This window comes from Hymenobacter sp. R533113, assembly GCF_056835965.1.
Genome location: NZ_JAKWBD010000013.1, coordinates 827,724 through 845,625, shown reverse-complemented (window position 1 = coordinate 845,625; position 17,902 = coordinate 827,724). Strand labels below are relative to the sequence as shown.

Genomic DNA, 17,902 nt, shown 5'->3' with positions numbered 1-17,902 from the left:
AAGAGATTATTTAAACACCACTTACGGCTCAGTTCGGAATATGGATTTACTTTTATTACTTTTTTTATTTACATGGCCTTTCAGGCAGATGATTGACAAGTATTTAGACGGGATGTATACATGAGGCTACAGGCATAAAAGCCACTTTCTGCGTAGCTTTGATAAAGACGTCTCATGTTGCTATGCTCAGTCGTTGGTTTGCTCTTTGGGGGGCTTTTTTTCTGGGTTTGGTTATGGGAGGAAGCGTTCGGGCGCAAGCTCCTGTTCCGCAGGCGCGCATCATTCTGGGCAAATCGGACTTCCCCATCAATGAATACTACACCATCAGCTTTAGCCTGAGCGGGACACCGCTTGAGCGCTATTCCGCTTTTCCGGATTTGGAGGGCTTCAAGAAAAGTGGAAAATCCAGCACCACTACTACCCGTATCGTGAACGGGCAAAGCTCGTCGGAACTGACCATCACGCAGCGCTATGCAGCGTATAACGAGGGCGAGTTTGTAGTGAAGCCTTTCGCCATGACCATCAATGGGCTGACTGTCCGCTCATTGGGCGCTACTCTCACGGTGAAGCCGCAACCAGCCGCTGTTCCAACTCTAAGCGCGCCAGCTACTCCGGCCCCGGCGCCAGTTCAGGAGCCACCAGGCATCGGGCTGTTGGATCAGCTGTTTGGCAAGCCCAAGCCGCAGGAATATGTAGAGCCCAAAGACAACGCTTTTCTTGCCCTGGTCCCCGATAAAACGACCATTTTTACCGGCGAGGGCGTACATATTGGGCTGTACTTCTACCTCACGCCCGCCGATCAGGGCTTGCTGGCCTTTCATAATTTTGCCGGCCAGCTCCCCGATATTCTGCGCCAATTGCGGCAGCCTACTGCCTGGGAGGAACCATTTGACGAGCAGGAGATTTATCCCGAAACAGTAGTAGCGGGGGGCAAAACCTACTTGCGCTACCGTTTGTATGAGGCGGAGTTTTATCCGCTCAATGCCCAGCCTCTGGTATTTCCGGAGGTGGCTTTGGAAATGGTGAAGTACCGCATTGCGAAGAAACCCGAAGCGGGCCTCGATAACCGCTTAGCGGGGTACAAAACGTATCGCACTACGGCTCGCACGATTCCGGTACGGGTGCTGCCCCCTCATCCGCTCCGTGACCAAGTGCCCGTGGGCAACTATCAGCTGCGGGAAGCCATCGACCGCACTGCTTTTCGCACCGGGCAAGCATTTACTTACTCGTTTGTGGTGGAAGGCGAAGGCAACCTGACCACGCTAAATGCCCCCCAGTTGCCGCAGCCCCGGCCGGGGCTGGAAATTTACGGCCCCGATGTGCAGCAGGAGCTTACTCGCCAGAGCGGGAGGGTAGGCGGTAGCAAGCGGTTTCGCTACCGTCTGGTGTCAAGCAAGCCGGGGTTAGTGCCTCTTGACAGCTTGTTTTCGCTTATCGTGTTTAATCCGACCACGGCCCGCTACGATACATTGCGGGCCGAAATTGCCCCCCAGGTACAGGGCCGGGCACAAGCCCGCGCCGCCTTCCGTGCCCGGTCCGATGATCCTTTTTACCAACAGGTACTAACCTCCGCCGACAACACCCTGCAACCGGTGGATGCGTACGTCGCCGTGCGTCGCTACGCCAACATTATTTTAGGTGCACTCTTGGTGTTGGCGGGTGTTGGCTGGTGGCGCGGCCGGCGAGTGGAGCCGTAGTGCTTCGTCAAACTCAAACAGACAGTTCAGCACGGACTGGCATCTAAGGATTAGCGCCTCGTAATAAGCAACGTGGTATAGTGGGGCAGCCCGACTGCGCACTGCGTTTGGCAGAACCAGCCGCCGCTTTGTTAGTAGCTTTGAAGCCACATTATTATCAGCCTTCTGAAGGTCTGGCTTCTAAATCCTAGCTTTTTTCATATGAGTAACTCTTTTGGTAAGCTATTTCGGATCACCACTTTCGGGGAGTCGCACGGCGTTGGCATTGGCGTAATAATAGACGGCTGCCCGGCCGGCCTGGCCGTTACGGCTGACATGATGCAGACGGCGCTGGATCGGCGGCGGCCCGGCCAATCAGACCTGACTACGCCCCGCAGCGAGGCCGATAAAGTTGAAATTCTATCGGGGATGTTTGAGGGCAAAACGACCGGAACGCCCATTAGCTTGCTCATCCGTAACCAGGACCAGGCCAGCCACGACTATGCCCACGTAGAGCACGCCTACCGCCCGTCGCACGCCGACTACACGTATGATATGAAGTATGGCCGCCGCGACTACCGGGGCGGGGGCCGCAGCTCTGCCCGCGAGACGGCAGCCCGCGTAGCTGCCGGCGCCGTGGCCGCTCAGCTATTAGCCCACTATGGTATTGTGGCGCAAAGCTACGTGTCGCAGGTGGGGGCCGTGGCCGTGCCGGTGGGGCATGAGCAGCTTGATTTGAATCTGATAGAAAGCAACGCCGTGCGCTGCCCCGACCCGGCTACGGCCGAGCGCATGATCAGCCTCATCCGCCAGACCCGCGACCGGCAGGATACCGTGGGCGGACTGGTGACGGGTGTGGTGCGAGGGGTGCCTGCTGGCTTGGGCGAGCCCGTATTCGATAAGCTGCATGCGGAGCTGGGGAAGGCCATGCTCAGCATTAATGCCGTGAAGGGCTTCGAATACGGCTCCGGGTTTGCCGGTACGCTGCTGTTTGGCTCCGAGCATAACGACGCCTTTTACACCGACGAAGCCGGCGTCGTACGGACCCGTACCAATCACTCGGGGGGCATTCAGGGGGGCATCTCTAACGGGCAGGAAATTTATTTTCGGGTTGCCTTCAAGCCCGTGGCTACCATTTTGCAGCCCCAAACCACCATCAACGACCAGGGCGAGGAAATTACGCTGGCCGGCAAAGGCCGGCACGACCCGTGCGTGCTGCCCCGCGCTGTGCCCATCGTAGATGCCATGACGAATCTGGTGCTGGCTGATATGGTGCTGCGCAGCCGGGCTAATCAGGTATAAGGCAGCAACGGTGAGGCGTGAGGTAAGAGGAGCAGCCACAGCATTCCCTGGCGTTTTGGTATCTTTGCAACATCCGCAGGCGTAGGTGGTTTTAGCTTTAACAGGCTAGCAATTCACCGCCAATCTGCGTAATTTCTCTTCGTATTCTCGCTTTTAAGCCCTTCAACCTCATGGCTGAACTAACTGCCCCGGCCGCTCCGGTTTCCATATATGCCGAAGCCAGCCCCAATCCTGAATCCATGAAATTCGTGCTCAACACCCAGTTCCTCAGCGAAGGGGTGAGCGTGGATTATCCCAACCTGGAAGCGGCGACCAACTCGCCCCTGGCCCAGGAACTGTTCAATTTTGACTACGTGGGTCGGGTGTTTATCGCGGCCAACTTTGTTACCATCACCAAAACCACCGAGCACCAGTGGGCGCATCTTATTCCCGAGCTTCGCAGCTTCCTGAAGTCGTATGTGGAGTCGGGCGGACCTATTTTCCTGGTCGATCCGGCGGCTGAGCAGAAAGCTGCCCAGGAGGAGGCCGCCAACGGCAGCGACTCGGAAGAAGACCAGCAGACCAGCCAGAAGATTATCGACCTGCTCGATAACTACGTGCGCCCCGCCGTAGAGCAGGACGGTGGCAACATCACCTTCAAAAGCTACCAGGACGGCATCGTGACCGTGAACTTGCAAGGCTCGTGCTCCGGCTGCCCTTCGGCCACGGTTACGCTCAAGTCGGGCATCGAAAATCTGCTCAAGCGTATGGTGCCGGAAGTAAAAGAAGTTGTTGCGGAAGGCATCACCATCTAACAAATTCGGTAGCTGCCAATATAAGAAAGCCCCCCAGAACTATTCTGGGGGGCTTTTTTATATTAGCAGCTAGGCTGCAACTACCTAGCGTACGGCCGTCGAGATGCGCGGCGCGTCGGCATCGGGCGTATCGGTGGCTACCGTAGCCTGACGGATTTCCTTGTCGCCGTACGTATCCAGAATGATTGGGGTGGCGATAAACAGCGACGAGTACGTGCCGAAAATTACCCCAATAATCATCGCGAACGAGAACGAGCGAAGCGTTTCGCCACCGAAGATGTACAGTACAACTACCACCAATAATACCGTAGTAGCGGTGATGATAGTCCGGGAGAACGTGCTGTTCAGGGCGGGGTTAGCCACCTGCTTAAAAGTCAAGTTTGGGTTCTCGGTCAGGTATTCCCGGATACGGTCGTAGATAACTACCGTATCGTTGATGGAGAAACCAAGAATAGTAAGGATAGCGGCCACAAATACCTGATCCATCTCAAACGTGAGTCCGAACAGACGAGCAATGGGGAAGGCGGCAATTACAACCAGCACGTCGTGCAACAGAGCGATAACGGCGGCCAGCGAGAACTGCCACTTTTCGAAGCGGAACAGCACGTACACGAAGATCCCCAGGATAGAAAGCAGCAAACTCACGGCGGAGGCTTGCTTGATATCGTCGGCAATGGTTGCGCCCACTTTCGACGTGCTTACAATTGTGGGGTTGTTGGCAGCGTACTGCTGCAAGCCCGTCTTTACGGCTTGTTCTACCTTCTGGTCTGCTTCAGTGCTTTCATCGGTGGCGAGGTAGCTGGTGGTGATACGAAGACGGCTAGGGGTACCAAACGTTTTTACTTCAATCCCCGAGTTCTGCAACTCATCAGTTAGCGCGGCGCGTACGTCGGACGCTACCATTTCTTTGTTGAAATCGACAGTGTAGCTGCGGCCACCCCGGAAGTCAACCCCCAAGTTTGGCCCGCCTTGCACGGCCATCAGCACAAACCCGAGCACGATAATGCTCGTCGAGAAGATATAAGCAATTTTGCGCTTGCCCACGATGTCGTAGTTGACATTCTTGAACAGATTGAGCGAAAAGGGCGTGGTGAACGTCATGTTCGACTTGTCTTTCGTGATCCAATCAATGATCAAATGCGACAAGTACACCGCCGTCAGGAAGGAGGTGAGTACCCCGATGCCGAGCGTGATGGCAAAGCTTTGTACCGGACCCGTGCCGAAGAAGCCCAGAATGACGGCGATAAGCAGGGTCGTAATGTTGGAGTCGAAGATGGCCGAGAAAGCGCGGCTGTATCCTTTATTGATAGCGTCCTTGAGGGTGAGCCCTTGCGCTAACTCCTCCCGAACTCGTTCAAAAATCAGTACGTTGGCATCTACTGCCATACCGAAGGTGAGCACCAGACCAGCAATACCCGGCAGCGTGAGCGCCGTGCCGAACTGGGCCAGTATTCCCAATACCAGGAAAATGTTGAAAGCCAGGGCCAAGTCGGCCACTAAACCAGCTTTGCCGTAGTAAATCGCCATGAAAATCATGATGATTACCAGACCCGCTAGCGAGGAATACAGGCCTTGGTCAATAGCTTCCTGACCCAGCGACGGGCCAACAACAGCCTCTTCCACGATGCGGGTAGGAGCGGGCAGCTTGCCGGCCTTTAGTACGTTGGATAAGTCCTGCGCCTCTTCAATCGTGAAGTTGCCGGAGATGCTGGAATTGCCCCCCGCAATTTCGGCTTGCACAACGGGTGCCGAGTACACATTGTTATCAAGTACGATGGCAACCTGACGGCCCACGTTTGCGGCGGTCAGCTTCTGCCACCGGCGAGCACCGGTCGGGTTCATTTGCATGGAAACCTCAGGGCGTCCGCCCTGGTCGTAGTCCTGGCGGGCGTCGCTTACTACCTCGCCACCCAGCGGGGCTACTGCGTCGGTCGTTTTGCGGATAGCATAGAGCTGCAGGTATTCCTGCTTGTCTACTACGGTAGGCTTCACATCCCACAGGAATTTCAGGTTGGGGGGCAAAACTGCGCGGGCCTCTGCGCTGGCCAACAGGTCATTCACACGAGCTGTGTCGCGTACATTGGAACCCAGTGCGCCGGGCATCGTAAACAGGCGGGCCAATAGGCTGCTCTGCTGCAGGTTGGTCGAGTCGGTGGTAGCAGTAGCATTCTTTTTGGCAAGCTGGCTGGCCAGCGAAGTAGAGTCGCCAGCGGCGGCGGTAGCAGCATCGGTAGTGGTGGCAGCCGCGGCTACAGCAGGCTTGGCGGTAGCATCTTTCGCTACCAGCACTTCGTTCAGCTGGTTGAGATAGGGGGCAAATTCATCGTTGCGCCATACTTCCCAGAATTCCAGCTTAGCCTGGCCTTGCAGCAGCTTACGTACACGCTCGGGGTTGTCGACGCCGGGCAGCTCAATCTGAATGCGGCCTGTGCCTTTTACCCGCTGAATGTTGGGCTGATTGACGCCGAATTTGTCAACGCGAGTACGCAGAATGTTGAATGAACGGTCGATAGCTTCTTCAACTTCCTTGTCGATTGCCCCAATAATCTGCTCGTTCGAAGAATTGATATCAATGCCGCGGCTCTTATTGGTTGTGTTAGCAAAAATGCGAGCCAACCGGCCCTCAGGCGCTACTGAACGGTAAGCCTGTGCAAACAAAGTCGTGAATGGCGTACCCGAATTAGTTTTTTGCAACTCCTGGGCTTGCGCCAGCGCCTTAGTGAAGGCCGCATCCTTGGAATTGCCGGACATGGCCCGCACTATCTCCACCGGCGATACTTCCAGCGTCACATGCATACCGCCCTTCAGATCAAGGCCAAGGCCCAGTTCACTCTGACGCACATCTTTATAGGTGTAGTCTACACCCAGTACGTTGATCACTGGCGCGCGCCACACCGAGTCGAGGTAGCGCTGACGCTTCAGCTGGTTTACCTCCCCGTTGCGGGTGGCATACGTTTCAGCCTGCTGCTGCACCCGGCGCGATACCATGGTGAACGACAGGAAGTAAATGCACAACACCGATACAATAAGGGTGAGGGCGATAATAAGTCCTTTATTACGCATACTAAGTAGTTGATTTGTTACTGTGCTATTGTGCTGAGTACTCCGAAAGTTGGTTTTCCACTGAAGCGGATTGACGAAAGCGATATGCAACCGGCACTAGCGGCGCATCAGCTTTTTATTCAGTAGAAAAGCATCCAATCAGCTAGGGAGCCTGCGGCGAGAGCGCGGCCAACAGCAGGCGGGCGCGGAAAAAATCCGGCAAAGCACCGGGCTGGGGGGCAAATTTCAAGGTCTGCGCCAGCAGGCGAGGCCAAGTAAGCGGCACCGACGCCGGAAACCAGGCGTCAGCGGCGGGTGCCAGCCAAACGGGCACGCTGTCCGTCGCTTCGAGGGTTACTTTCTGCTTTACGACGGCTGCCTTCGGAGCCGCGCCAATTCGCGCCATTTGGCCCCCCGGTATCCGTAGCGTAGCTACTGCCCGGTGGTTCAGCCCTAGCACAAACAGCAGCGTAGCCGCGAGCAGCACGAAACGTAAATGAGCTAAAAAAGTGAGGCGAGCAGAAACCATGAGCAAACTAAGCGCTACAAATATAGCCATTTGGGCTGCGTAGCCCAAAATAGCTACGGCTCGTGAGGTTGTTTTAACCGCTAAATGCAACTACTGTCACCGCTGAACAATCAAAAGACGCCTCGCGAAACTTAGAGTTATAGCCATTGTAACCACAAAGAGCGCAGCCATGCAGCCGCGCTCTTTGTGCTTGCTTCTCTATGAAAAAGACTACTCCTAACGAGCTGCTACTACTTTGTTGCGCAAGAACGACACTAAGACCTCCAATCCTTTGTCAAAATGCCGATTGTTGGGAATCACGATGTCGGCGTCCTGCTTGAAGGGCTTGATATATTTCTCGTAAGTGGGCGCTACGTGGTTGGTGTAGCGGTACAGCACATCCTCCAGATCGTAGCCCCGCTCGTCGCGGTCGCGCACAATGCGGCGTTGCAGCTTCACATGCTCGCGGGCATCGATGTACACCTTGAGGTCGAGTAGGCGAGCGACTTCCTCGAAGTAAAAAACAAAAATGCCCTCCACCACTACAATCGGGGAAGGGCGAAACACCAGCTCTTTAGGCTGAACATTTGGGTTGTTAAACGTGTACTCCGGGCGCCGTACCTCCAGCCCCTGACTGATGCGCAACACATCGGCCGCGTAAGCCGCCGAGTCAATAGAGGACGGTAAATCAAAATTGGTGACGCCATTAGGGTCTACCAACTGGCTCTCACGCGGATGATAATAGTTGTCCTGGGATATCAGACAAATATCGTCCTCAGGAAAAGAAGCGAGCAGACGGCGCAGAAACGTGGTTTTGCCGGAGGCGCTGCCACCCGTAATACCGACGATAAAAGGATGTTGCATGGGGTGGGAAAGCGGCCCGTACCAGCAGGGCCAACCGTGCAAAATTAAGCAAAATGACGCCAGCGTTACGTCTTTTTGAAAAAACGTAATCTAGTCAGGCCAACTACTTCGCTGTATCGAGCTGGTTCAAATGGATATTTAGCCACCAGCCAGCGAGCAACGAAAATCGCGTTGGGGGGCTTTTTTACAGAAAACTACGAAACTTTCTAGCTCTCCCGCTCGGCCAGAAAAACTATCAGTTGCGCTACCGCCCGGCCCCGATGGCTCAACCTGTTCTTCTGCTCAGGCGTCATTTCGGCAAACGTTTGGTGATGGCCCGCGGGCTGAAAAATTGGGTCGTAGCCAAAGCCGGCCTGTCCGCGCGCTTCCTCCATAATGCGGCCTTCTACCACGCCATTAAATTCCTGCCACTCCCCAGTGGGCAGCACCAGCGCAATGACAGTGCGAAACTGGGCGCTACGGTCGGCATTGGGGGGCAAATCCTGGAGGAGTTTGGCCATATTGTCGGCTGCGCTGCGCTGGGGGCCGGCGTAGCGCGCTGAGTACACGCCGGGGGCGCCGCCCAGGGCATTCACCTCCAGGCCGGTGTCGTCGGCAAAACACGAGGTTTGGTAGTGCTGCCACACGTATTCGGCTTTTTGCCGGGCGTTGCCCGACAGCGAATCCTGCGTTTCGGGCAGCTCTTCGTGGCAGCCGATATCCTGCAAACTCACCAGCTCAATCGTAGACGGCAGTAACGCTCTGACTTCGGTAAGCTTGTGCTCATTATTCGTGGCAAAGCAGATACGCATGTGATTCAACTAAGTAAAGGGGTAAAAACTATTTGAGATGGTATCTGAAACGGACTTAAATAGCTTCAAGCCAGTCTGGCAATGATTATCGAAACATCTCCCTGATGCTGTGCCAGGCCTGTTCCAACTCATTTGAAACAGAATCCCAAAACTGGAGGAAGCCGTCCTGAGGTCTTTTTGGGATTTGATAATCAGCCAACTGCGCGGCTTCTGTATGCGAAGCGCTGGAATCGGTGGCTGCGCTGGGCAAATAGAGCGCACGGCTAAGCTGCGACGCTACTTTTTGGGCGGAAAACTGATACGCTAGCGCTTCCGAAGCAAAGGGCAATGGCTGAGTCGTACCTGCTGCATACTGAGCATAAGAGTAAGCTGGGGTAGCTGGTGGCAGGGTGGAAAAGCGAAGCTGTAAAGCGAACGTAACCAAGAGAAAACCAGTTGAATACACCATAAATTAATAGTAGAAGCAAAATAAGTATAGTGCCCAAAACTAATCAAAACCTGCTAGTATGCTCACTGCGAGGCGCAAGGAGTATGAAATGCCTCTCATAAGTTTTTAATTTCAAATGGAACGCGTACTTTTGCAATCCCTTCCGCAAAATCGGCAGGCATAGAAGGTTTTAACGGTATTTCCGACCATGAAAAAAGACATCCATCCCGAGTACCGCGAAGTCGTGTTTCAGGACACTTCCAGCGACTTCAAATTTATCACTCGCTCCACGATGAACTCTACCGAGAGCATCACGATGGAGGATGGTAAGACTTATCCAGTTGTAAAAGTGGAAGTTAGCAGCGCTTCGCACCCTTTCTACACCGGCAAAAACGTATTTATTGACACTGCTGGCCGCGTGGAGAAGTTCCGCAACCGTTACCAGAAGAAGTAGTCATTCGGTTATCCGTTCTGCGTTGTTCTTGGTGGCAACCTAGAGAGCATAGTATTAAAACTCCCGCTGGCATGTCTGGTGGGAGTTTTTATTTGTGCCAACTTGCCGACGAATACATCTGTGGGCCACCTTGCCCTAGTTTTGATTACCGATTCGTGACACCTGTCATCAGAAAGCTATGCACGTCCTACTTTTCGACGATCCTGCTATTCGGCCGCGCCTGTTGCCCTTCACGTTTACCCGGCCCGTGGCTGCCCTGCGTTGCGGCATCCTGACCATCGCCGAGAAATGGCAGCATCGCTTAAGCCAAGAGGTTTTTTACCTGACTGAATCTTACCTGCAAGCTAAATTTCCGGCTGGAGCCGTAAGCGGCCCAGCCCTGGTAATCAACGGTGCCGTGCTACCCGATGAAGCACTCGCGCGACAGGTGCAAAATTTGCCCCCCGGACAAGCATTAGTTGACGGCGAGCTGCTGGTAGCCGCTCATCTACCCGACGCCAGCAAAGTAGCTGAGCTAATTCAGGATGGCTTGGCCAGCACCAGCGAAGTGGCAGAGCCCGTCACCATAATCGGTGAATTGTGGCACCTGTTCCTGCGCAATGGCGCCGAAATTCGGCAGGATTTTGACCTGCTCACGCGTGGTCGAAAGTCCGAGCCCATTGGCGATGCACATACCATCGTTTATGGGGCTGAAAATATCTTTATTGAGCCCGGGGTGAGGATTCGGGCGGCTATTTTGAACGCGGAAAATGGCCCGATTTATCTGGGCAAAAACTCCCAGGTCCACGAAGGCGCTATCATAAAAGGCCCCTTGGCTTTGTGCGAAGGCTCCCACATCAACGTGGGAGCTAAAATGCGTGGCGACAACACCGTGGGTCCTTACTGCAAAGTGGGCGGTGAGGTGGCAAACTCTATCTTTTTCGGCTACGCCAACAAAGGCCACGAGGGTTACCTGGGCAACTCTGTGATAGGGGAGTGGTGCAACCTGGGCGCCGACACCAATACTTCCAACCTTAAGAACAACTACGCCCCGGTCAAAATCTGGAGCCACGTGGCGGGCCGCTTCGTGGATACGGGCCAAACCTTCTGCGGCCTGATGATGGGCGACCACAGCAAGTGCGGCATCAACACGATGTTTAATACTGGTACGGTGGTCGGCGTGGGGGCCAATATTTTCGGGGCGGGCTTTCCGCGCACCTTCATCCCGAGCTTCAGCTGGGGCGGCTCAGCCGGTTTTGAAACTTTTAAGCTGCCCAAAGTAGCCGAAGTGGCCGAGCGCGTCATGGCCCGGCGCCGGCTGGAATATGATGCCGCGGAGCAGGGAATCATGCAGCATGTGTTTGAGGCAACAGCCAAGGATAGAGTGTGGGAGAAAGCTGGCGGAAGACAGCCATCAGTTATAGAATAACCTAACCAAGCGACTACGTTCATGCGCTTCGCTGAAATTCCTGATCAAACCAAAGTCAAGCAGTTGCTGGTGCAGTCGGTGCAGCGTCAGCACGTGGCACACGCGCAGCTTTTTCGGGGCGCTGAGGGCTCGGCTGCTTTGGGATTGGCGCTGGCCTACGCTACGTTTCTGAATTGTGAGGGCCGCAGCCCCACCGATGAGGACTCTTGCGGGAAGTGCTCAGCTTGTCAGAAGATGGATAAGCTGATTCATCCGGACTTGAATTTCATAGTGCCCGTCACCAGCACCAAGCAAGTGCCGAAGGATGCGGTCAGCAGTAAGTTCGCCGCCGACTGGCGCACCTTTGTGCTGGATAATTCTTACCAGGGACTTAATGACTGGATGCAGCACATTGGTGCTGAAAACAAGCAGGGCAGTATTTCCAAGGAGGAAAGCCTGCAACTACTAAAATTAGTATCACTCAAAGCGTTTGAGGGCCGCTTCAAAATCGTGATTATCTGGCTGCCTGAGTTGATGCATCCGGCTGCTTCCAACGCAGTGCTGAAGCTGCTGGAAGAGCCGCCCGCCGCCACTATTTTTCTGCTGGTCAGCCACGCACCCGAACAACTCTTGCCGACAATTATCAGCCGCGTGCAGCCCGTGGTAGTGCGACCTTTCACCGAAGATGAACTGACGGCTTATCTGCACGATGAGCAACATATACCCGAGGCCAAAGCCCGCCAGCTCGCCCAGATAGCTGATGGTAACCTCGGGGCTGCCCTGGCTGCCCGCACCGCCCCCGACAACGACTACTTCGCCTTTTTCACCGAGTGGATGCGCCTGTGTTTCCAGGACAACTTTGCCAAAGTGCTGGAAAAAAGCGATGAGTTTCAAAAGATGGGGCGTGAAAATCAGAAGGAGTTTTTACATTACGCCCTCGGACTGCTACGCAAAGTGCTGCTTTACGGCCTCGATGCACAGTTAATCCCGCATCTGCCCGCCGCAGAGCAACAGTTTGTGACCCGCTTCAGCCGCTTTGTGCATCTTAGAAATGCTGAGTCTATTACCACTGAGCTGAACGATGCTCACTACCACGTGGAGCGCAATGCCAATCCGCGCATGGTCTTCGTGGATACCTCTTTGCGCGTAGCAGAATTGCTAAAAATACCTGTTTAAAGGCTATTAAGCCATAAAATACGTTTTGCTAATTAGCTATAGTTACTGCTAAACGAGCTATAGCCAAGCCATTACTGAAGGCATTTGTAGCTTTGCACTACCACAGAGAAGAGGGTGATACAAGCAGTCTAAGCGTCGTCTTGCTAGGCTCGCCGAGGTATGCAGGAACTTAAATTGCCCCCCAGCAAGCTTTAGTCAGAAGTCATTGATCAAAATACTTAGTTGAAAACTACGCTCTTCGATCGTCCCATCCGCATAGGTACCCGTGGTAGCCGATTGGCACTGTGGCAGGCTAACCACGTAGCGGCCTGCTTGGAGCGGGAGTTATTTCTAACCGAAATCGTTATTATCACCACGAAAGGTGACGTGGTGCTCGACCGCTCCCTCGATAAAATTGGGGCCAAAGGCGTGTTCACGGAAGAGCTGGAGGAAAGCCTGCGCAATGGCACAATTGATATTGCCGTACACAGCGCTAAAGACGTGCAGAGTACTATTCCGGATGATCTGGAGCTGCTGGCCTTCATGGAGCGGGAAAAGGTGAACGACGTAATCGTCAGCTTCGACCCCAGCTTCTCTCTCCAGCAGCCCAACATTGTGCTAGGTACCAGCAGTACGCGGCGTCGCTCTATGCTCAAACGCTATTACCCTGATATCATCACAGCAGAAGCTCGCGGTAACCTGCAAACTCGGTTGCGCAAGCTGGAAGAAGGACAATACGATGCGCTGGTGCTGGCCTTTGCCGGCGTGCACCGTATGGAGTATGACCACCTGATTACGCATGTGCTGCCCGAAACGCAGTTCGTGCCGGCGGCCGGCCAGGGAAGCGTCGCTATCGAGTGCGCCAAGAATCTGGACCTGGGGCGTAAGGTTGCCCTGCAGGGTATTCTGGATCACGCTGACACACATGTATGTCTGCGCGCCGAGCGAGCGTTTCTGCGCACTATGGAGGGCGGCTGCAGCATTCCATCCTTTGCCCTGGCTACGTACACCGATGAGGGCTTGCTTCAGCTCCACGGTGGCCTCATTAGCCTCGATGGGCAGCAGTACGTAGAGGAAATCAGCGCCATCACCGACGTAGACCAAGCGGAGGCTATGGGCGTCAGCTTAGCTGAAACGGTGCTTAGTCGTGGTGGTAAGCAAATTTTAGCTGAGATCCGCAGTCATCGGGAGTCGGAGTCAAGTACGTTTTAAGCTGATTCAGCCTGAAATGCGGGTTCGGCATTTCATAAACTCACCTAATTTCAATCAATTACTACCACAGTTCTTAGTGTTATGAATAGTGTTTTCCGCGTTTGGACGCTGGTTTCGGCTTTTTTATTACTTCTTTCACCTGCTATTAAGGCTGAAAAAGCCCCCCGCAAAAGCAAAAAGGATGAGGTAGTCACCATCAATACCAATCTGGGTGAAATAAAGCTGATTCTTTTCGGTCAGACTCCTCAGCATAAAGCTAACTTTTTGACGTTGGCTGAAAGCGGCTTCTATGATGGCACCACCTTTCACCGTGTTATCCGGGATTTTATGATCCAGGGGGCGACCCAAACACCAAAGACACCGATCCTAACAACGATGGTGCTGGTCAGCCTGATGCCGCTTCTATTCCTGCCGAAATTCGGCCTGAGCTACAACATAAGTTTGGGGCGGTGGCTGCCGCTCGCCAGGGCGACTATAGTAATCCTACCCGCGCCAGCAGCCCATCACAGTTTTATATTGTCCAGAATCATCAGGGTACCAAGCATTTGGATGGTGCTTATACAGTATTCGGGCAGGTAATTAGTGGGCTGGATGTAATCGATAAAATCGCCGCACAGCCCACTGGCCCCCGTGACCGGCCTACTACCGATGTGAAGATGACAGTGAAGGTGGATAAGCTGAAAAAGAAGAAAATCACGGAACTGTACGGATACCAATACTAAGGCCATGGCTGCTAAGTTATTCGTTGCGAACGACTTAGCAGCCTTAAATACTTGTGATATCACTCAGCTATAAAATCCAGTCAAATTATGCGTATTCTACTCACCGGTTCTAATGGGTTGTTAGGCCAGAAGCTAGTTGAATTGCTTCGGCAGCAACAAAGCGTCGAAATCATTGCCACTTCGCGTGGCGCTAACAAGCTGGCAGATCATTACCCTGACCTCCGCTTCGTGCCACTGGATGTAACCGACCGAAGCCAGGTGCAGCAGGTGCTAGGCACCGAAAAACCTACGCACGTTATTCACACGGCCGCCATGACCAATGTGGATGAGTGCGAGCTGAATCGGGAACCCTGCTGGCTGCAGAACGTGACGGCCGTAGAGCACCTCGTGGAGGCCTGCGAGCAGCACCAGATTCACCTCACCCATGTAAGTACGGACTTTATATTCAGCGGCGAAAAAGGCCCCCTGACGGAAGAAGAAGTGCCGGCTCCCATCAATTTCTACGGCGAAAGCAAACTGGCCGCCGAACAAGCGGTACAGGCTAGTAAGGGCTCATGGGCTATTGTGCGGACGGTGCTTGTCTATGGTATCGTGCATGACTATGGCCGCACCAACATTGTGCTTTGGGTACGCGACTCGCTGCGAGCTGGTAAAGAGATTAAAGTGGTGGACGATCAATTTCGCACGCCTACTTTAGCCGAAGACCTGGCTCAGGGCTGTTGGTTGGCGGCGCAGCACAACGCGGCCGGCATCTACAACATCAGTAGCAGCGAACTGCTGACACCTTATCAAATGGCTCTGCAAGTGGCCGATTATTTTCAACTCGATAAGTCCTTGATAGTAAAAGCGGACGGAAGTACGTTCTCGCAGCCCGCTAAACGCCCCCCACGCACTGGTTTCATTATCACTAAGGCCCAGCGAGAGTTAGGCTACCAGCCGCATACCTTTCAGGAAGGAATAGCCCTGCTGGCACGCCAAACCGAAGAGGCATAAGTATAAACGCAAAAAACCCGCGGGCAGAACCTGCGGGTTTTTTAACACACCTATTGCAACAACCTTTATTGTTCCGGCGGCGCTGCGAGCAAATGCCGCGTGCCGAAACCATTTATTTTTAATTCTACCAATTACTATCCGTTGCTGAGGCAACCATACCTACCAGCAAATTGCCAACCATCACTGCCCGGCCACTGCTTAAGGCAGCTTGTGCCACAGTGTAAGGGATTAAGTCTCCATCAATGGTTTCAAAACCTGACATCTGGGGGGCCGATTGCCGCGCCATTTCTATCAATAAGTAACGCAAAGCGTACCCCTGACGACGTTTTAAAAGTAGTGAGCGCATAAGAGCCAGATCAGATAAGCGGAGTGTTAACCAGCAGCGCTTCTAGGCGCTACCCGATCTTCGTTACAATAGTACAACCACAACAGGCCTAGTTGAAAGGAACATAAACCTGCTTTTGTGACTTGAATTATTCTAATATTTTTTAATTATTCTTGTTTGCTTGAATACAGCTGGCTCGATGAGAATAGCATTAATGATCCTTTTTAAAAGGTTTCAATGAATTATGAAATTTGAAACCGCGTTGAACGGCTATTAATGCATGTGCAACTATATGCCGCTTAAAAAGGTATATTTTGTTTGATTTTGTGACATATATAAAACTATATATTAAGCAGAAATTTTGTTAGCAGTTAGCTGCCGTAGTGCTAACGTGGTTCCGGCCAGCGCTAAAGCAGGAAAAAGAACAAGCCACCAAGCTGTAGGATCGAGCCGAGCGGCAGCTAATGTGCGGCCCCAACTAGGTATTTCGGATGGAAGCCCGACACCAAGGAAGGAAAGAGTGGTCTCTAAACTAATAAGGGTACTAAGGCTGAGTGGAAATGCCGCGCGGACGGTTCGCCAGGCGTTCGGTAAAGCATGGCGCCACAAAATTTGCCCCCCAGACAACCCCATAGCTCTGGCAGATTCTATAAAAGGTAAAGCGCGTACTCTTAAAAGCTCAGCCCGTACGAGATGGGCTGGTTCAGGCCAATACGTAAGGGTTAATAACAAGAAAAGGCCTGGTAAGGAGGCGTCCTGCACGGCAGCTAATGCCAAAATGAATACCAAGCGTGGTACAGACGCTAACAATGAACCCGCCCCCAGCACCAATCGGTCAGCCGGAAAGGGCCAGGCGCGACGCAACCCAGGGACGCGCAGTAGCAGTTTGCCTAAGCCAATAGCTACTGCTATGCCTAAAAGCAGGTGCCACCAAATCGGTGCAGCAACAGATAGAACTTCTACTGCCCCCAGCAATAGTAGGCCAGTTAGCAGCCAGTAAACTATTGGAATACGAAGGCCGGAATTACCCCAAAAACCGGCTGCGCTGCCCAAGAAGGTGCCTAACATGGTTGCAAACAAGGCAGCGGGCAAACTCACAAATAATGCTGTGCGCGCTCCGTACACCAAGGCTGTTAATACGTCGCGACCAAAACCATCGGTCCCCAGCCAATGAGCAGAAGTATTTGGTGCGCTGGGGGGCAAAAATGGAGGCTGGGCAATATGATTAAGATCTACTGAATCGGGGGGAAGGGTAGTGGTAGCCAAGGTGCTACTGCCGCTGCACTAGCTACTAATACCAGCCAGCAAACGGCCACCAGGTGCTGAGTAACTCCCTTATACCGAGGTCTCATGCCTGCAAACGAATCCGTGGATCGGTCAGAAAGTATAGCATATCAGCCACTACAAGCCCGATCAGACGCATAAGCGCTACCAGCAAAACGCCCCCCACAAGAACCGGAAAATCGTGCGTAGCGGCAGCCTCAGCGAGTAAGCGGCCCATACCAGGCAAAGCAAAAATCACCTCTACTACTACTGCTCCGGCCACAAGCGCAGGCAGTAAATCGGTGAGTAAGGCAATGACTGGCAGCAGCGCATTGCGTAAAGCGTGCCGCGTCGCCACCTGATAGAGCGACAGGCCTTTAGCGCGAGCGGTAGTTGCATAATTAGCCTTCAGTTCATGACAGAGGGCGTCATGGAGCTGCACAACTAAGGATGGCAGCTTCACCAAAACCAAGCTAGCCAGTGGGAGAGCACTGTAATATAGATAAGTGCCGATTTGGTCGTTCCAGGGGGCATTTTCAGCAGTTTGCTGGCCCATACCATATGCTGGAAAGAGTGGAAGCATATCGGGATTGGCCAGTAGCAGTAGCAGCCCTAATGCTACTACGAATAGAGGTAGAGCATCTATTCCATGCAAAATACTGAGCAAAAAGGCAGGTCCACCACACACGAGCCACAACGCCAGAACTACGGAGAGAATAGTAGCCACTAACGCCGCGCTGGTAGTTAATGGCAACGTAAACCGCAGTGCCTCAGCTAATACGGTCGTAACTGGCTGGCCGCTACGATACGATTGTCCTAAATCGCCCTGCACCGCATTTTTAAGCCATCGATGGTATTGGTTGTTACTACCGTTCCACTGCCAAACGGCCCCATTGGCCGAAGGCACATGTGAAAAGTAAAATAGAGGACCAGTAAGCCCTAGCCGTTGCTGTATCCTGAGAAGTGCGGCTTCGCGTTCGGCTGTGG

At 53.6% G+C, this 17,902-nt stretch carries 16 protein-coding genes and 1 pseudogene; 9 read left to right on the top strand and 8 right to left on the bottom strand.

The features are described 5' to 3' along the window. The first annotated feature begins 233 nt into the window (after window positions 1–233). From MKZ35_RS12760 to MKZ35_RS12750, 3 genes are all read left to right on the top strand, one after another. On the top strand, window positions 234–1,697 hold the full coding sequence (locus MKZ35_RS12760) for a BatD family protein (protein ID WP_482513654.1): 1,464 nt from the start codon (window positions 234–236) through the stop codon (window positions 1,695–1,697). A gap of 201 nt (window positions 1,698–1,898) precedes the next feature. Further along, window positions 1,899–2,978, top strand: a complete 1,080-nt coding sequence (aroC, locus tag MKZ35_RS12755; RefSeq protein ID WP_482513653.1) for a chorismate synthase — start codon at window positions 1,899–1,901, stop codon at window positions 2,976–2,978. 170 nt (window positions 2,979–3,148) lie between these two features. Beyond that, the gene (locus tag MKZ35_RS12750; protein ID WP_482513652.1) at window positions 3,149–3,772 is read left to right on the top strand and encodes a NifU family protein; all 624 of its coding nucleotides are present in this window, start codon (window positions 3,149–3,151) and stop codon (window positions 3,770–3,772) included. A gap of 84 nt (window positions 3,773–3,856) precedes the next feature. Here MKZ35_RS12750 and secDF read toward each other — a convergent pair whose 3' ends face one another. The 5 genes from secDF to MKZ35_RS12725 form a co-directional block, all read right to left on the bottom strand. After that, entirely contained in the window at window positions 3,857–6,835 is a 2,979-nt protein-coding gene (gene secDF / locus MKZ35_RS12745) for a protein translocase subunit SecDF (RefSeq protein ID WP_482513651.1), read from the bottom strand. A 142-nt stretch (window positions 6,836–6,977) separates the two neighbouring features. Continuing rightward, complete coding sequence (locus tag MKZ35_RS12740) at window positions 6,978–7,343, bottom strand: hypothetical protein (protein ID WP_482513650.1); 366 nt, start codon at window positions 7,341–7,343, stop codon at window positions 6,978–6,980. A 216-nt stretch (window positions 7,344–7,559) separates the two neighbouring features. Beyond that, a complete protein-coding gene (locus MKZ35_RS12735) occupies window positions 7,560–8,186 on the bottom strand; it encodes a uridine kinase family protein (RefSeq protein WP_482513649.1) in 627 nt (208 codons plus the stop codon). Between the two features lie 206 nt (window positions 8,187–8,392). Further along, complete coding sequence (locus tag MKZ35_RS12730; protein ID WP_482513648.1) at window positions 8,393–8,977, bottom strand: non-canonical purine NTP diphosphatase; 585 nt, start codon at window positions 8,975–8,977, stop codon at window positions 8,393–8,395. 85 nt (window positions 8,978–9,062) lie between these two features. Then, window positions 9,063–9,425, bottom strand: a complete 363-nt coding sequence (locus tag MKZ35_RS12725) for a hypothetical protein (RefSeq protein WP_482513647.1) — start codon at window positions 9,423–9,425, stop codon at window positions 9,063–9,065. 187 nt (window positions 9,426–9,612) lie between these two features. Here MKZ35_RS12725 and MKZ35_RS12720 point away from each other — a divergent pair, with 187 nt between their 5' ends. The 6 genes and pseudogenes from MKZ35_RS12720 to MKZ35_RS12695 all read left to right on the top strand — a co-directional run bounded on the left by MKZ35_RS12720 (window position 9,613) and on the right by MKZ35_RS12695 (window position 15,327). Further along, window positions 9,613–9,858, top strand: coding sequence for a type B 50S ribosomal protein L31 (locus MKZ35_RS12720; protein WP_187309963.1), 246 nt, complete (start codon window positions 9,613–9,615; stop codon window positions 9,856–9,858). Window positions 9,859–10,036: 178 nt separating this feature from the next. Next, entirely contained in the window at window positions 10,037–11,266 is a 1,230-nt protein-coding gene (locus tag MKZ35_RS12715) for a GlmU family protein (RefSeq protein WP_482513646.1), read from the top strand. A 21-nt stretch (window positions 11,267–11,287) separates the two neighbouring features. Then, a complete protein-coding gene (locus tag MKZ35_RS12710; protein ID WP_482513645.1) occupies window positions 11,288–12,421 on the top strand; it encodes a DNA polymerase III subunit in 1,134 nt (377 codons plus the stop codon). A 222-nt stretch (window positions 12,422–12,643) separates the two neighbouring features. After that, window positions 12,644–13,612 carry a hydroxymethylbilane synthase gene (gene hemC, locus MKZ35_RS12705; RefSeq protein ID WP_482513644.1) on the top strand — a complete coding sequence of 323 codons (969 nt, stop codon included), beginning with the start codon at window positions 12,644–12,646 and terminating at the stop codon, window positions 13,610–13,612. Window positions 13,613–13,693: 81 nt separating this feature from the next. Beyond that, window positions 13,694–14,334, top strand: a pseudogene (locus MKZ35_RS12700) (peptidylprolyl isomerase). A gap of 87 nt (window positions 14,335–14,421) precedes the next feature. After that, a complete protein-coding gene (locus tag MKZ35_RS12695) occupies window positions 14,422–15,327 on the top strand; it encodes an SDR family oxidoreductase (RefSeq protein ID WP_482513643.1) in 906 nt (301 codons plus the stop codon). 124 nt (window positions 15,328–15,451) lie between these two features. Here the strand turns inward: MKZ35_RS12695 and MKZ35_RS12690 are convergent, their stop codons facing one another. The 3 genes from MKZ35_RS12690 to MKZ35_RS12680 form a co-directional block, all read right to left on the bottom strand. Beyond that, window positions 15,452–15,673: a hypothetical protein gene (locus tag MKZ35_RS12690; RefSeq protein WP_482513642.1), complete on the bottom strand. Its 222-nt coding sequence runs from the start codon at window positions 15,671–15,673 to the stop codon at window positions 15,452–15,454. 327 nt (window positions 15,674–16,000) lie between these two features. Continuing rightward, window positions 16,001–16,720 (bottom strand): ABC transporter permease, encoded by a 720-nt coding sequence (locus MKZ35_RS12685; RefSeq protein ID WP_482514744.1) that lies wholly within the window; start codon window positions 16,718–16,720, stop codon window positions 16,001–16,003. 280 nt (window positions 16,721–17,000) lie between these two features. Beyond that, window positions 17,001–17,822 carry an ABC transporter permease gene (locus MKZ35_RS12680; protein ID WP_482513641.1) on the bottom strand — a complete coding sequence of 274 codons (822 nt, stop codon included), beginning with the start codon at window positions 17,820–17,822 and terminating at the stop codon, window positions 17,001–17,003. Window positions 17,823–17,902 lie beyond the last annotated feature (80 nt).

What these genes read in the sequence shown, in the direction of transcription:
- MKZ35_RS12715 (WP_482513646.1), top strand. Translation starts at nt 10,037, where the DNA reads ATGCACGTCCTACTTTTCGACGATCCTGCTATTCGGCCGCGCCTGTTG.
- MKZ35_RS12695 (WP_482513643.1), top strand. Translation starts at nt 14,422, where the DNA reads ATGCGTATTCTACTCACCGGTTCTAATGGGTTGTTAGGCCAGAAGCTA.
- MKZ35_RS12740 (WP_482513650.1), bottom strand. Translation starts at nt 7,343, where the DNA reads ATGGTTTCTGCTCGCCTCACTTTTTTAGCTCATTTACGTTTCGTGCTG.
- MKZ35_RS12735 (WP_482513649.1), bottom strand. Translation starts at nt 8,186, where the DNA reads ATGCAACATCCTTTTATCGTCGGTATTACGGGTGGCAGCGCCTCCGGC.
- MKZ35_RS12710 (WP_482513645.1), top strand. Translation starts at nt 11,288, where the DNA reads ATGCGCTTCGCTGAAATTCCTGATCAAACCAAAGTCAAGCAGTTGCTG.
- MKZ35_RS12720 (WP_187309963.1), top strand. Translation starts at nt 9,613, where the DNA reads ATGAAAAAAGACATCCATCCCGAGTACCGCGAAGTCGTGTTTCAGGAC.
- MKZ35_RS12750 (WP_482513652.1), top strand. Translation starts at nt 3,149, where the DNA reads ATGGCTGAACTAACTGCCCCGGCCGCTCCGGTTTCCATATATGCCGAA.
- MKZ35_RS12690 (WP_482513642.1), bottom strand. Translation starts at nt 15,673, where the DNA reads ATGCGCTCACTACTTTTAAAACGTCGTCAGGGGTACGCTTTGCGTTAC.
- secDF (WP_482513651.1), bottom strand. Translation starts at nt 6,835, where the DNA reads ATGCGTAATAAAGGACTTATTATCGCCCTCACCCTTATTGTATCGGTG.
- MKZ35_RS12725 (WP_482513647.1), bottom strand. Translation starts at nt 9,425, where the DNA reads ATGGTGTATTCAACTGGTTTTCTCTTGGTTACGTTCGCTTTACAGCTT.
- MKZ35_RS12730 (WP_482513648.1), bottom strand. Translation starts at nt 8,977, where the DNA reads ATGCGTATCTGCTTTGCCACGAATAATGAGCACAAGCTTACCGAAGTC.
- MKZ35_RS12685 (WP_482514744.1), bottom strand. Translation starts at nt 16,720, where the DNA reads ATGTTAGGCACCTTCTTGGGCAGCGCAGCCGGTTTTTGGGGTAATTCC.
- aroC (WP_482513653.1), top strand. Translation starts at nt 1,899, where the DNA reads ATGAGTAACTCTTTTGGTAAGCTATTTCGGATCACCACTTTCGGGGAG.
- MKZ35_RS12760 (WP_482513654.1), top strand. Translation starts at nt 234, where the DNA reads ATGGGAGGAAGCGTTCGGGCGCAAGCTCCTGTTCCGCAGGCGCGCATC.